This window comes from Pseudomonas sp. 7SR1 (genome assembly GCF_900156465.1).
Lineage (GTDB): Bacteria > Pseudomonadota > Gammaproteobacteria > Pseudomonadales > Pseudomonadaceae > Aquipseudomonas.
The window spans coordinates 4,770,798-4,784,107 of the sequence record NZ_LT707064.1 but is presented as its reverse complement, the minus strand read 5'-3'; the positions used below and the strand labels follow the sequence as shown (position 1 = coordinate 4,784,107).

12 protein-coding genes are annotated in these 13,310 nt (G+C 63.7%); 8 read left to right on the top strand and 4 right to left on the bottom strand.

The annotated features are described in order from the left end of the window. Window positions 1–13: 13 nt before the first annotated feature. Window positions 14–1,225: a 3-(3-hydroxy-phenyl)propionate transporter MhpT gene (mhpT, locus tag BW992_RS21130; protein WP_072391505.1), complete on the bottom strand. Its 1,212-nt coding sequence runs from the start codon at window positions 1,223–1,225 to the stop codon at window positions 14–16. 308 nt (window positions 1,226–1,533) lie between these two features. On the opposite strand from mhpT, the gene BW992_RS21125 reads away from it, so the two are divergent. Further along, a complete protein-coding gene (locus BW992_RS21125; protein WP_072431022.1) occupies window positions 1,534–2,841 on the top strand; it encodes an OprD family porin in 1,308 nt (435 codons plus the stop codon). A gap of 52 nt (window positions 2,842–2,893) precedes the next feature. On the opposite strand, the gene BW992_RS21120 is transcribed toward BW992_RS21125, so the two are convergent. After that, the gene (locus BW992_RS21120) at window positions 2,894–3,382 is read right to left on the bottom strand and encodes a MarR family winged helix-turn-helix transcriptional regulator (RefSeq protein WP_072431021.1); all 489 of its coding nucleotides are present in this window, start codon (window positions 3,380–3,382) and stop codon (window positions 2,894–2,896) included. A 213-nt stretch (window positions 3,383–3,595) separates the two neighbouring features. Between BW992_RS21120 and BW992_RS21115 the strand changes: the two genes are divergently transcribed. The 4 genes from BW992_RS21115 to BW992_RS21100 all read left to right on the top strand — a co-directional run bounded on the left by BW992_RS21115 (window position 3,596) and on the right by BW992_RS21100 (window position 8,863). After that, a complete protein-coding gene (locus BW992_RS21115) occupies window positions 3,596–4,426 on the top strand; it encodes a p-hydroxycinnamoyl CoA hydratase/lyase (protein WP_072391514.1) in 831 nt (276 codons plus the stop codon). Between the two features lie 86 nt (window positions 4,427–4,512). Then, a complete protein-coding gene (locus BW992_RS21110; RefSeq protein ID WP_076407049.1) occupies window positions 4,513–5,961 on the top strand; it encodes an aldehyde dehydrogenase in 1,449 nt (482 codons plus the stop codon). Between the two features lie 140 nt (window positions 5,962–6,101). Then, window positions 6,102–7,967 (top strand): feruloyl-CoA synthase, encoded by a 1,866-nt coding sequence (locus BW992_RS21105; RefSeq protein WP_076407372.1) that lies wholly within the window; start codon window positions 6,102–6,104, stop codon window positions 7,965–7,967. A gap of 182 nt (window positions 7,968–8,149) precedes the next feature. After that, window positions 8,150–8,863, top strand: a complete 714-nt coding sequence (locus tag BW992_RS21100; RefSeq protein ID WP_076407048.1) for a GntR family transcriptional regulator — start codon at window positions 8,150–8,152, stop codon at window positions 8,861–8,863. Between the two features lie 127 nt (window positions 8,864–8,990). Here BW992_RS21100 and BW992_RS21095 read toward each other — a convergent pair whose 3' ends face one another. Both BW992_RS21095 and BW992_RS21090 read right to left on the bottom strand, forming a co-directional pair. Beyond that, window positions 8,991–9,941, bottom strand: coding sequence for a PDR/VanB family oxidoreductase (locus BW992_RS21095; protein WP_076407047.1), 951 nt, complete (start codon window positions 9,939–9,941; stop codon window positions 8,991–8,993). Continuing rightward, on the bottom strand, window positions 9,938–11,023 hold the full coding sequence (locus BW992_RS21090) for an aromatic ring-hydroxylating dioxygenase subunit alpha (protein ID WP_076407046.1): 1,086 nt from the start codon (window positions 11,021–11,023) through the stop codon (window positions 9,938–9,940). The genes BW992_RS21095 and BW992_RS21090 overlap by 4 nt, the downstream gene beginning before the upstream one ends. A gap of 222 nt (window positions 11,024–11,245) precedes the next feature. On the opposite strand from BW992_RS21090, the gene BW992_RS21085 reads away from it, so the two are divergent. The 3 genes from BW992_RS21085 to BW992_RS21075 all read left to right on the top strand — a co-directional run bounded on the left by BW992_RS21085 (window position 11,246) and on the right by BW992_RS21075 (window position 13,244). After that, the gene (locus BW992_RS21085; protein ID WP_072391529.1) at window positions 11,246–11,671 is read left to right on the top strand and encodes a GlcG/HbpS family heme-binding protein; all 426 of its coding nucleotides are present in this window, start codon (window positions 11,246–11,248) and stop codon (window positions 11,669–11,671) included. A gap of 79 nt (window positions 11,672–11,750) precedes the next feature. Then, entirely contained in the window at window positions 11,751–12,587 is an 837-nt protein-coding gene (locus BW992_RS21080) for an AraC family transcriptional regulator (RefSeq protein ID WP_072391532.1), read from the top strand. Window positions 12,588–12,641: 54 nt separating this feature from the next. Then, window positions 12,642–13,244 carry a LysE family translocator gene (locus BW992_RS21075; RefSeq protein WP_072391535.1) on the top strand — a complete coding sequence of 201 codons (603 nt, stop codon included), beginning with the start codon at window positions 12,642–12,644 and terminating at the stop codon, window positions 13,242–13,244. The last annotated feature ends 66 nt before the right edge of the window (window positions 13,245–13,310 follow it).

The following is a 13,310-nucleotide window of genomic DNA, read 5'->3' as shown; positions in this document are numbered from 1 at the left end:
TCCTGCCTCCTTGTCAGCGCGCGGCTTGCACCTCACCTGCCGACACCGCGCGGGTCATCACACCGATGGCCGCCAGGGCGGCGATCACCAATCCGGGGGACGTCGCCAACAGGACGCCGGTCGTTCCTGCGCCGGCCGCCAGGATCTGCCCGGCGGCCAAGGGGCCTGCCACCGAGCCCAGGCGCCCGATGGCCACCGCCGCCCCGACGCCTGTCGCCCGCACGGCGGTGGGGTAGGAGGGCGGCGCCAACGCATAGAGCACCAGTTGCGCCGCCATCACGAACAGTCCGGCGGCGAATCCGGCGATGGTCATCGGCACGATGCCGACCGAAAAACCCACTCCGGCCAGTGCGCTCAACAAGCCGGCATAGACGAACAGCACCACCTTGATGCCGTTGCAGCGGTCCAGCAACCAACCACCGAGCAACGACCCGAGGGTACCGCCAATGTTGAACAGCATCTGTACCAGGCCGGCCTGGGGCTTGCTGAAACCTTGTTCCAGCAGCAACGAAGGCAGCCAGTTGAGCAACATGTACATCACCGTCAGGGTGAAGAAGTAACTCATCCAGAGGGACAGGGTGGTCCGGCTGCGACCCTCACCGAACAGCGCCTGGCCAGTGGAGCCGCGAGTTTGCGGGCCAGCAGCCCGTGCCTGGCGAAAGGCACTGGATTCCGGCAGCCACAGCAACATCAATGGCACCACCAGCAGCGGCGCCAGGCCGCCGATGAAAAACGTCATCTGCCAATGTTCGCCCGACAGCATGGCGACCACTGCCGCCAGCGCTCCTCCCAGCGGAACGCCTGCGTACATCACGCTGATGGCGGTGCCGCGTCGCTGTTCGCCCACCGCCTCGGCACACAGGGCAATGAGGTTGGGCAGGGCGGCGCCAAGGCCCAGGCCTGTCATGAAGCGCACCAGCAGCAGGCTGGATACGTTTTCGACATGGGCTGTGCCGAGGGAAAAGACCCCGAACAGCAGCACCGCACCCACCAGGATTTTCTTGCGGCCGATGCGATCGGCGATCCAGCCGCCGAAGAAGGCGCCTGGCAGCAGCCCGATGATGCCGGCGCTGAATACCCAGCCCATCATTTTCGGGTCCAGGGCAAACGTCTGTCGCAGACCGGCGGCAGCGGTGCCGGCCGATTGCAGGTCGAAACCTTCGATCAACGCAACGATGAAACACAAGGCAATGGTCAGCGTTGCACGACGCGCCGGATGGTTCATGACAAGTCCTCTTATTGTTTTTGTCGGGGGCCGGTGATGGAGCCGGCGAGGCAGCGGGATTTAGATTAACAAAGCTAACTAAAAAATGAATGGCCTGAAGAAACGGGCTGGAAATCGATATTTTTTCCGTTAAATCATGGCCTTGAGGGAAAAAGGCACTAAAACGGCAAAACAAGTTAACGATATTAATGTTCGATTATCGGTCATTCTGGATTGACGAGAATGCCGAGGGGTTTCCATTCTCTTGTCCGGCATCCCTTCCAGCCGGAGGGGTGCGAACAAAACAACAACAATAATGGACGTCGAACATGCCCAATCTTGCCCGGGGCGCTTGTGTAGCGGCCCCTGTCACACGTTTCGCTCATCTGCTGGCCTGTTTCGGGCTGAGCCTGTCTTCGGTCACCGCGTCAGCCCAAGGATTGATCGACGACAGCCATGGCACCCTGACACTGCGCAATTACTACATGGATCGCGACTACAAGGATGACGGCGCCAAGACCGCCGCCAGGGAGTGGGCCCAAGGGGTGATCATGAACGTGGAGTCGGGATTCACCCCCGGCACGGTGGGGTTCGGCCTGGATGCCCGGGGATTGATGGGCATCAAGCTCGACTCCTCGCCGGATCGCAGCGGTACCGAGCTGTTGCCGGTGTCCAGTGGCGACAGGCGGGCACCGGATGAGTATTCGCGCCTGGCCCTGACCGGCAAGCTGCGTTTCGGCCAGACCACGGTGAAGACAGGCGATGTGTCGATCTTCCTGCCGTTTGCGTTCGCCAGCCCGTCGCGGCTGCTGCCACAGACCTTCCGAGGAACGACGCTCAGTTCCAAGGACATCGACGGATTGACACTCAATACTGGCTATATCGATCGCATCAACCGGCGCGACTCCACCGACTACCAGGCAATGAGCATCGCGTCCCCCAACCGGCGCTTCAATGGCGCGGCCACCTCCTCGCACCTGGTTTACGCCGGGGGGGACTATCAGGTCGACAAGGCGCTCAGCCTGCGGGTCTATCACGCCGAAGTGGCGGACCTGTACCGGCAGGAGACCCTGGCGCTATTGCATAAGCTGCCCCTTGGCGACGGCGTACTGACCACCGACCTGCGCAGCTTCTTCAGTGGCGAAGACGGCGCCGCCAAGGCCGGGAAGGTGGATAACCGCAACGTCTCGGCTCTGTTCGGCTACCGCTGGGGCGGGCACAGCGTCAGCCTGGGCTATATGCATGCCAGTGGTGATACCGCCACGCCATATGTGTCCGGCACCGAGTTGATGGGCCTGAGTGAAATGACCATGAGCTCGGATTTCCTCAACGCCCGTGAACGCACCTGGCAAGCGATCCATGATTATGATTTTGCCGCAGTGGGCGTGCCGGGCCTGCGGACCCGATTGCGCTACGTGCGTGGCGATCACATCGAGCTGGCCGCCTACAATGCCGAGGATCGCAAGGAGCGGGAATTGCAGATGGAGTTGGGTTATGTGATCCAGAGTGGCCCGCTGAAAAACGTCGGGCTGCTGGCGCGCAAGTCCATCTATCGCAATGATTTTCCCGCGGCTGCGGCGTTTCGCGACGAGAACCAGATCCGCTTTCTGGTGACCTACAGCGTGCCGATCTGGTAGGGCTCCAGGCCACTGTGGCGAGACCGTTCAGCCTCTCGCCACAGTGCGTTCTTCATGACTGGTAGACCTTCTTCAGCAACCGCAGCAGTTCTTCGCGCTCCGTGCCCGAGAGGGCCGCCGTGGAGTCCAGGTCGCTCTGGGCGGCGATCTGCTTGAGTTCCTTGAGCAGGGTTTCGCCGGTCTTGCTCAGGAAGATCCCATAGGAGCGCTTGTCCGGCTTGCAGCGTACCCGCACGGCCAGCGCCCGGCTTTCCAGCTTGTTCAGCAGCGGCACCACCTGTGGTGGTTCGATGGCCAGGGCCCGGGCCAGGTCGGCCTGCATTAGGCCCGGATTCTGATCGATGATCGCCAGCGCCGAGAACTGGGCAGGCCGCAGATCGTGAACGGCGAGCCGGCCGATCAGGTTCTGGAACAGTTTCAACTGAGCGCGGCGCAGGGCGTAACCGATCAGCTCGTCCAGCGCGGAGTCCAGCGGCGCCTGCACGGCAGCGACATCGGTCACGGCCTCGGCGGCTTCGGCAAGTTTTGCAGACTTGGCCATTGAAAAGAGCGTCCTCAAGGTGAGTGATTAACAAGGCTATCCAGTTTGCCGGGGTTAGGCGGCCCTGGCTACGGTGGATTACAGATTTGTTGATCCGGCCTGCAGCGATCCTGAGAACGGCATACTGATAAATTGATTAATAGTTAATTGACATAACTAAATTTGCGGTTTAGTTTCAGCTCATCTTCAGCCCAGAACAAGAGAGCACGTGTCATGAGCAACTACGAAGGTCGCTGGACAACCGTCAAGGTCGAGATCGAGGAGGGCATCGCCTGGGTCACTCTCAATCGCCCGGAAAAACGCAACGCCATGAGCCCGACCCTCAACCGCGAGATGGTCGACGTGCTGGAAACCCTGGAGCAGGACCCGGCCGCCGGTGTACTGGTGCTGACCGGCGCCGGGGACTCCTGGACCGCGGGCATGGACCTCAAGGAATACTTCCGCGAAGTGGATGCCGGTCCGGAGATCCTCCAGGAAAAAATCCGCCGCGAGGCGTCCCAATGGCAGTGGAAGCTGCTGCGCATGTACGCCAAGCCCACCATCGCCATGGTCAATGGTTGGTGCTTTGGCGGCGGTTTCAGCCCGTTGGTGGCCTGCGACCTGGCGATCTGCGCCGATGAAGCTACCTTCGGCCTTTCGGAAATCAACTGGGGCATCCCGCCTGGCAACCTGGTCAGCAAGGCCATGGCCGATACCGTCGGGCATCGCCAATCGCTGTACTACATCATGACCGGCAAGACTTTCGGCGGGCAGAAAGCCGCCGAAATGGGCCTGGTCAACGAAAGCGTGCCCCTGGCGCAACTGCGGGAAGTCACCGTGGAGCTGGCGCGCAACCTGCTGGAGAAAAACCCGGTGGTGCTGCGAGCGGCCAAGCATGGCTTCAAGCGCTGCCGCGAGCTGACCTGGGAGCAGAACGAAGACTACCTGTACGCCAAGCTCGACCAGTCGCGCCTGCTGGACAAGGAGGGCGGCCGGGAGCAGGGCATGAAGCAGTTCCTGGACGACAAGAGCATCAAGCCGGGCCTGCAGGCTTACAAGCGCTGAACGAGCAGGGCCCGGCGGCTGTTCGCCGAGGGCCCTCGACGCTACTGTGAACGTATTCCCGATAAAGACAATAAAGAGGAATCACCATGCTGGACGTGCCCCTGCTGATCGGCGGCCAGTCGTGCCCCGCCCGTGACGGTCGGACTTTCGAACGTTGCAACCCGGTCACCGGCCAAGTGGTGTCGCGCGTGGCCGCCGCTACCCTGGAAGACGCCGACGCCGCAGTGGCTGCCGCGCACGCTGCGTTTCCGGGCTGGGCGGCGTTGTCGCCCAATGAGCGACGCACCCGACTGTTGCGCGCGGCCGAACAGTTGCAGGCCCGCAGCGCCGAGTTCATCGCCGCTGCCGGCGAAACCGGAGCCATGGCCAACTGGTACGGTTTCAATGTGCACCTGGCGGCCAATATGCTGCGCGAAGCCGCTTCCATGACCACGCAGATCAATGGCGAAGTCATCCCCTCGGACGTGCCCGGCAGTTTTGCCATGGCCTTGCGTCAACCCTGTGGCGTGGTGCTGGGCATCGCACCGTGGAACGCGCCGGTGATCCTCGCCACCCGCGCTATCGCCATGCCCCTGGCCTGTGGCAACACCGTGGTGCTCAAGGCCTCGGAAGTCAGCCCGGCGGTGCACCGGCTGATCGGCCAGGTGCTGCAGGACGCCGGCCTGGGGGACGGTGTGGTCAACGTCATCTGCAACGCACCGGCCGATGCGCCGGCCATTGTCGAGCGGCTGATTGCCAACCCGGCGGTACGTCGCGTCAATTTCACTGGCTCGACCCACGTCGGGCGTATCGTCGGCGAGCTGTCGGCACGTCATCTCAAGCCGGCGTTGCTGGAACTGGGAGGCAAGGCCCCGTTCCTGGTGCTGGACGATGCCGACCTGGACGCCGCGGTGGAAGCGGCAGCCTTTGGTGCGTATTTCAACCAGGGCCAGATCTGCATGTCCACCGAGCGGCTGATCGTCGATGCGAGCGTGGCCGAGGCTTTCATCAGCCGATTGACGGCCAAGATCGCTACGTTGCGTGCCGGCGATCCCGCGGCCGACGGCTCGGTGCTGGGTTCCCTGGTGGACGCCAGTGCCGGCCAGCGCATCAAGGGTCTGATCGACGATGCCCTGGCCAAAGGCGCGAGGCTGCTGGCAGGCGGGCAATTGGACGGCAGCATCCTGCAACCGACCCTGCTCGATGACGTCACCGCCGACATGCGCCTGTACCGTGAAGAATCCTTCGGTCCGGTGGCGGTGGTACTGCGCGGCGAGGGCGATGAAGCATTGCTGCGCCTGGCCAATGACTCCGAGTTCGGCCTGTCGGCGGCGATCTTCAGCCGCGACACCAGCCGGGCGCTGGCCCTGGCCCAACGCATCGAGTCCGGCATCTGCCATATCAACGGACCGACTGTGCACGACGAGGCGCAGATGCCTTTCGGTGGGGTCAAGTCCAGCGGCTACGGCAGCTTTGGTGCCAAGGTCTCCATCGAGCACTTCACCCAGTTGCGCTGGGTGACGCTGCAGAACGGACCTCGGCATTACCCGATCTGAAATCCGTTGCGTCGCCGGCGGACAGGCTTGAAGACCTCCGCCGCGACGCAGGCCAATAATAATGACAAGGCCGCAGCCAGACGCTGCCACGCTCCGCTCGCTCAGCGCGACCCGAGCGTGCCTTGGTGGAGGAAATGCACGTGAGTTCCGAGTCCAGATCGTCCTCCCGACCCGACGCCGGGCGTTATCGCCAGGTGTCGATCGGTCATCCCGCCGTCGAGGTCAGCGAGGCGCAGGGCATCCTGCACATGCGCTCCCTGGAGGCCCTGGAGCCCTTGCCGGCGCGCCTGCTCGACCGCCTGGTGCATTGGGCCCGGGTCCGTCCGCAACAGACGTTCATCGCAGCCCGCGTGGCCGGTGGTGACTGGCGTCGAGTCAGCTATGCCGAGATGCTCGACAGCGTCAGGGCCATCGCCCAAGGCCTGTTGGGCTACGGCTTGTCCGCCGAGAGACCGTTGGTGTTGCTATCGGGCAACGACATCGAGCATCTGCAGATGGCCCTCGGGGCCATGTATGCCGGTATTCCCTATTGCCCGGTGTCACCGGCTTATTCATTGCTGTCCCAGGATTTCGCCAAGCTGCGGCACGTCTGCGACCTGTTGCAGCCGGGCCTGGTGTACGTCAGCGACGCGGCGCCTTTCGAACGCGCGATCAATGCAGTGTTACCCGCCGGCGTTCCCTTGATTACCGCGCGTGGAGAAATCCCCGGGCGCGCCCGGACTCGTTTCGCCAGCCTGCTGGCGCAACCCGGTGGTGTCGAGGCCGAGCGCGCCTTTGCCGCCACCGGGCCCGACAGCATCGCCAAGTTTCTCTTTACCTCCGGTTCGACCAAGCTGCCCAAGGCAGTGATCACCACTCAGCGCATGCTCTGCGCCAATCAGCAGATGCTGTTGCAGACGTTCCCGGTGTTCGGCGAGGAGCCGCCGGTGCTGGTGGATTGGTTACCCTGGAACCATACCTTCGGCGGCAGTCACAACGTCGGCATCGTGCTGTACAACGGCGGTACGTTTTACCTGGACGACGGCAAGCCCACCGCCCAGGGCTTCGCCGAGACCTTGCGCAATCTCAAGGAAATCTCCCCGACCGCCTACCTGACCGTGCCCAAGGGCTGGGAAGAGCTGGTCAGCGCCCTGGAGCAGGACGGCGAGTTGCGTGAGCGTTTCTTCGACCGCATCAGCCTGTTCTTCTTTGCAGCGGCGGGATTGTCCCAAAGCACCTGGGACCGGCTCGACAAGGTGGCCGAGCAGCATTGCGGCGAACGGATCCGCATGATGGCGGGGCTGGGCATGACCGAGGCGTCGCCGTCCTGCACCTTCACCACCGGGCCGCTGTCCGTGGCCGGCTACATCGGCCTGCCGGCACCGGGTTGCGAGGTACGGCTGGTACCGGTGGACGGCAAGTTCGAAGGGCGTTTTCGCGGGCCGCACATCATGCCGGGCTACTGGCGCTCGCCGCAGCAGACCGCCGAGGTGTTCGACGAGGACGGCTTCTATTGCTCGGGAGATGCCATCAAGCTGGCCGATCCCGGCAACCCGCAGTTGGGGCTGATGTTCGATGGGCGCATCGCCGAGGACTTCAAGCTGTCTTCCGGGGTCTTCGTCAGTGTGGGGCCGTTGCGTAACCGCGCGGTCCTGGAAGGGACGCCGTACGTCCAGGACCTGGTGGTGACCGCGCCGGATCGCGAGTGCCTGGGGGCGCTGGTCTTCCCGCGGTTGCCCGAATGCCGGCGCCTGTCGGGCCTGGGCTCGGCCGCCAGCGATGCCCAGGTGCTTGCCAGCGCACCGGTGCGCCAATGGTTCGCCGACTGGCTGCAGCGCTTGAATCGCCAGGCCAGCGGCAACGCCAGCCGCGTGGAATGGATCGCATTGCTCGATGAGCCGGCCTCCATCGACCGCGGCGAGATCACCGACAAGGGGTCGCTCAATCAGCGGGCGGTATTGCAGTGGCGAGCGGCGAAGGTCGAGGCGCTGTATCGCGGCGAGGACCCTGCGATCCTGCGGGCATGAGGCTATGCCCGTACCTGGAGGAACGGGCTGGCTCGCGAAGGTGGACATCTCCAATGTCCCTGTAGAGGGATCTTCAATGGGCCTTCGGTCCAGGTGTTTTTCCGATCCAGTTCAGTCCCGCCGTGACACACTGTCCCGGGCCTTCTACTATGGCGGCTGTCTGATTGCCTGGAAGTCCCTGGATGAGTAAGCCCGGCCAAACGGTGCTGATTGCGTTGCGCAAGATGATCGCTTCTGGCGAGTTGGCGGCCGGTGAACGGTTGATGGAGATCCCTACTGCGCAACTGTTCGGTGTCTCGCGAATGCCGGTGCGCATGGCGTTCCGGACCCTGGAGCAGGAAGGGCTGCTGGTGCGTTTTGGCGGGCGGGGCTTCCAGGTGCGCTCGGTCAGCGCCCAGGACATTGCCGGGGCCGTGGAAGTGCGTGGTGTGCTGGAGGGACTGGCCGCGCGGCAGACGGCCGAGCGGGGGTTGAGTGACGAGGACCGTGCCACCCTGGAGCAATGCCTGGCCCAAGGCGACGCGTTGTTCGCCAAGGGCTATGTGACCGAGGAGGACCTGGAGGTCTATCACGATCTCAACATGCGCTTTCACCGGGTTATCGTCGAAGGCAGTCACAACCCGGCGATTGCCCATGCGCTGGCGCGCAACGACCACTTGCCGTTCGCCTCAGTCACCGCCCTGGCGGTAGACCGACAGGACATGGCTGGCGAGTATCGGCGCTTCAACTATGCCCACATGCAGCACCATTCGGTGTTCGACGCCTTGATCCATGGCCAGGGGGCCCGGGCCGAGGCCATCATGCGCGAACATGCCAATGCCACCTTGCGTTACGCCGAAGTGTTCGGCTCGTCCTCGGCGGATGAGCGGATGACGGTGATACTGCGTCCTGAATAAAGCAGCCCCTGGGGTCTTGCACCGGGCGACAAGCCGACCGAGGCGGCGCATCCAGCCGCCTCGTCGACTGATGGGACGCCATTGCGAGCAGGCTCGCTTCCACAGGGGCGCGGGGTTGTCCGGCAGGTCAGAGATCCAGCACCAGCAAGGAAGTCTTCGAGCGGGAGCAGCAGGGGGTGAACTGATCGTTGCAGGCTTGCTCCGCCTCGGTCAGGAACATGTCCCGGTGTTCCGGCACGCCTTCCAGCACACGGGTCAGGCAGGTGCCGCAGACGCCCTGTTCGCAGGAGATCGGAATCTCGATGCCATGGCTTTCCAGCACTTGAACCACACTGCGGTCCGCCGGAATGTCGAACACCTGGCCGCTGCTGGCCAGCTTCACCGCAAAGCTGCCGTCATCGCCGGTATCGACAGGCGTCGCGGCAAAGTATTCTCGGTGCAGGCAGGGTTCCTGCCAACCCTGGGCTTTTGCCGTGTCCAGCACATGTTGCATGAAGCCGCCGGGGCCACACACATAAAGGTGCAGATCATCGTCGGGCATCGCCAGCACCTGGGCGGCCTGCAGCGCCGTTTCGGGCGCTTCGTCGAAGTGCAGGAACACCCGATCGGCATACGCCGATCGCCGCAGACGCTCGACAAAGGCCGCCCGATCCAGGGACCGGGCGCAATAGTGCAGTTGGAAGTCCGCACCGTCCTGGGCAAGGTGTTCGGCCATGCACAGGATCGGTGTAATGCCGATGCCGCCGGCAAACAGCAGATGACGGCGGGCTTGGCTCGCGAGGGGGAACAGGTTGCGTGGTTCGCTGATGGTCAACCGCGTACCCGGCTGAACCTGCTCGTGCAGGCCGCGGGAGCCGCCGCGTGACGCCGGGTCCTTGAGCACGCCGATGAGGTAGCGGTGCCGCTCCTCGGGATGATTGCACAGCGAGTATTGGCGAACGAGGCCGTCGGGCAAGTGCACATCGATATGGGCACCGGCAGTGAACGCCGGCAGTGGCTGGCCATCGACACGCCTGAGCTCATAGCTGCAGATGTCCAGGGCTTCTTCGCGCCGTGCGGCGACCAGGACTTCGATCATGACCGGCCCTCCGCGAGCTGGGGTTGGGCAGTGCTGGCGATCAGTCCGGTCCGGGCCTCACGCTCTCGGGCGATCCAGCGCTCCAACACCCGGCGCGACTGTACGCCGCCAGCGTCGATATTGAGCTTGAGCAGGTTGCGTTGCGGGTGGTCCAGCAGGTTGCGTTGCTGGCGTTCGAGCATTTCCAGGTCTTCGCTGAAGATCTTGCCCTGGCCTTCGCGAATGCTCGCCGTCAGCGCCTCGTCCTGCGGCTGGAAATGCCGGGCCATGCCCCAGAAATACCAGATGGAGGTCTCGGTTTCCGGTGTGATGAAATCCACGACGATGCTGGACGCCTTGAACTGGGGCGCCGCGTGGTAACCGCCGTGACCGGCATGGGCGACGCCGACTTCGATCATGACGTGGCTGGGGGGCGTGAAGCGGCAGATCTGCCAGCGGTCCACCGGCACGTCGTCGGCCAGGTTGTTGCCGCGCAGGGCCATGCGCCAGAACGGCGGGGCCATGATGTTCTCCATATGCCGGGCGGTGATGACCTCATCGCCCTCGACCGTGGTGACCGGGGGCGCTTCATCGATCTCCTTCTGACCGATGCTGGATGCGTGCACGTAGGTTTCGTGGGTCAGGTCCATGAGGTTGTCGATCATCAGGCGATAGTCGCACTGGATGTGGAACAGGCCGCCGCCATAGGCCCATTCAGCGTTCTGCGCCCATTCCAGTGGGTGTATCGATGCCGGGTCGGCCAGCGCCTGGTCACCGGGCCAGACCCAGATGAACCCGTAGCGCTCCTGCACTGCGAAAGTCTTGCTGCAGGGGAAGCCACGTACTCGCTGGCCGGGCATCTCGACGGTCCTGCCATCGCCTCCCATCATCAGCCCGTGGTAGCCGCACACCAGGTTGCCATTCTCCACGTAGCCCAGGGAGAGCGGGGCGCCGCGGTGTGGGCAGAAGTCTTCGACGGCGGCGACCTTGCCTGCCTGTCCTCGGTAAAAAACCATTTTCTCGCCACAGATCTGACGACCCAGTGGTTTGTCGGCGATTTCATCGGGGGTGCACGCAACGTACCAGGCATTCTTGGGGTACATGATGGATCTCCAGGCTGATTTTGTTATGTTGTGGATCCATTAACTCTCTTAACTAGTTTTTCTGTCAAATGATTATTGAGTGAGTGGCGATAATTTTCTGATCAATGGATCCATTAGCGGGGAGGGATCCTGAATCGAACCTGTGGGCGGCAATGGGTTGGCTCCAATGTCCTCACAGGACATACTTTGATGCGGACCCTTGCGTTGCCATCGGAGTGTTTCATGAAGATCAAAGCTGTACTGACCGAGCAAGACGTTGCGCAGTTGCTGGTTGCCGCCAAGGAGCTGGCTCACCAGCGCCAGTGGGCAGTGTCGGTTTGCGTAGTGGATGACGGCGGCCACCCCCTGGGGCTGTTGCGCCTGGACGAGGCTTCGGCGTTGTCGGCCTACATCGCCACCGAAAAAGCCCGCACCGCCGCCATGGGCCGGCGTGACAGCAAGTTCTACGAAGACATGATCAATGGCGGTCGCCAGGCTTTTCTCAGCGCACCGCATCTGCAGGGGATGCTCGAAGGCGGGGTGACCATCCGCCATGACGGACAGTGCATCGGCGCCATTGGCGTGTCCGGGGTCAAGGCCGAGCAGGACGCCGAGCTGGCGCGCCTGGCGGTGGAAACGGTGCTGCCGGCGCTTGCCCCGGATGCCTGATCGCTGCACAAATCTTCCAGACGCCGTCGCCCGTGGCGTTTAACCTGTTCCGGGCCAATACACACGACAGGGCCAGCCCATGACCTCGCGCAACTGGATCGATCTCAAGCAGGACGTCACGTCCGGTATCGAGACCGTGCGCGCGCATTTCGAGGGGCATGCGTACGATCCCCACTGGCATGACACCTACCTGGTGGGGGTGACCGAGCAGGGCGTGCAGCAGTTTCATTGCCGTCGCCAGCAGCACAACAGCACGCCGGGCAAGGTGTTCCTCCTCGAACCGGGGGAGCTGCACGACGGCAATGCACCCCACATCGACGGTTTCACCTATCGCACCCTGTACCTGGAGCCCCATTGGCTGGAGCGTGAATTGCGTTCGTTGTTCGACGTGGCGCCAGACAACGCGCAGCTGGGGTTCGCCACCACGCTGGCCGAGGACACCCGACTGGCCCATGCCACCGCCATGGCCTTCCAGAGCCTGCACCAGCAGGAAATCCGCATCGTTCGCCAGACCGCCCTCGACACCCTGCTGGCCGAACTCACCGGACATCTGCATTGGCGGGCACGGATCAACCCCGATCCACGGTTGCCGCTGGTGGCGCAGCAGGCCCGCGACTACCTGCACGCCCACTTGAGTGAAGACATCGGCCTGGATGACCTGGCGCGGGTCACTGGCGTGGATCGTTTTCGCCTGACCCGTGCCTTCAAGGCGGCATTCGGCCTGGCGCCGCACGCCTATCTGATTCAACTGCGGCTGGCCCGTGCCCGGCGCCTGCTGGCCCGTGGCGACAGTGCCGTGGCGGTGGCGGCTTCGCTGGGGTTTGCCGACCAGAGCCACCTGGGCCGCTGGTTCCAGCGGGCCTATCGCATGAGCCCGGCGGACTACCGCAAGCGCTGCTCAAACGTTCCAGACTGAACATCGCGCCCTTGGGGATGATCGACTCACGATCATTCACCGAGACGTTGTCCCATGGACCAGTTGCTGCCGTTTGCCCTGTTCGCCTTCGTTGCCTCCATCACCCCGGGCCCCACCAATATCCTGGTGTTGAGCCATAGCTCGCGCTTCGGCCTTTCCAACACCGCGCCCATCATCCTGGGTGCCTGCGCCGCAGCGGCGCTGCTGGTGCTGCTGGTGGGCACCGGCCTGGGGGACGTGCTGGCGCGCCATGCCACCCTCCAGGCACTGCTGTCCTGGGCCGGCATCGCCTGGTTGAGCTGGATGGCCTGGCAGATTTTCAGCGCGCCGGCCCAGGCCATCGACCCCGACCGCCCGGTGGAAGGGCCTCGGCTTGGCCTGGCCGGGGCGGCTGCCTTGCAGTTGGTCAACCCGAAGACCTGGATGATGGCCCTGGCGGTGGTCAGCGTGTTTGCTGGCGCCGAGATCGATCGCACGACCCGGGTGCTGTGGTTGTCCCTGGCGTTCTTCGCGATCTCGATCCCATGCATGACCGTCTGGGCATTCCTGGGCCGCGGGGCCGCGAGATTCTGCCGCTCCGCTGTGGCGATGGGACGGTTCAACCGGGTCATGGCGCTGTTGTTGCTGGCGTCGGCCTGGCTGACCTTGCTGGTGTGACGATGGACACGGACCCGCAACCCCTTGCAACGGTTGAACGGTTTCAATACCCGATCATTTTCGCGA

What these genes read in the sequence shown, in the direction of transcription:
- mhpT (WP_072391505.1), bottom strand. Translation starts at nt 1,225, where the DNA reads ATGAACCATCCGGCGCGTCGTGCAACGCTGACCATTGCCTTGTGTTTC.
- BW992_RS21125 (WP_072431022.1), top strand. Translation starts at nt 1,534, where the DNA reads ATGCCCAATCTTGCCCGGGGCGCTTGTGTAGCGGCCCCTGTCACACGT.
- BW992_RS21120 (WP_072431021.1), bottom strand. Translation starts at nt 3,382, where the DNA reads ATGGCCAAGTCTGCAAAACTTGCCGAAGCCGCCGAGGCCGTGACCGAT.
- BW992_RS21115 (WP_072391514.1), top strand. Translation starts at nt 3,596, where the DNA reads ATGAGCAACTACGAAGGTCGCTGGACAACCGTCAAGGTCGAGATCGAG.
- BW992_RS21110 (WP_076407049.1), top strand. Translation starts at nt 4,513, where the DNA reads ATGCTGGACGTGCCCCTGCTGATCGGCGGCCAGTCGTGCCCCGCCCGT.
- BW992_RS21100 (WP_076407048.1), top strand. Translation starts at nt 8,150, where the DNA reads ATGAGTAAGCCCGGCCAAACGGTGCTGATTGCGTTGCGCAAGATGATC.
- BW992_RS21095 (WP_076407047.1), bottom strand. Translation starts at nt 9,941, where the DNA reads ATGATCGAAGTCCTGGTCGCCGCACGGCGCGAAGAAGCCCTGGACATC.
- BW992_RS21090 (WP_076407046.1), bottom strand. Translation starts at nt 11,023, where the DNA reads ATGTACCCCAAGAATGCCTGGTACGTTGCGTGCACCCCCGATGAAATC.
- BW992_RS21085 (WP_072391529.1), top strand. Translation starts at nt 11,246, where the DNA reads ATGAAGATCAAAGCTGTACTGACCGAGCAAGACGTTGCGCAGTTGCTG.
- BW992_RS21080 (WP_072391532.1), top strand. Translation starts at nt 11,751, where the DNA reads ATGACCTCGCGCAACTGGATCGATCTCAAGCAGGACGTCACGTCCGGT.
- BW992_RS21075 (WP_072391535.1), top strand. Translation starts at nt 12,642, where the DNA reads ATGGACCAGTTGCTGCCGTTTGCCCTGTTCGCCTTCGTTGCCTCCATC.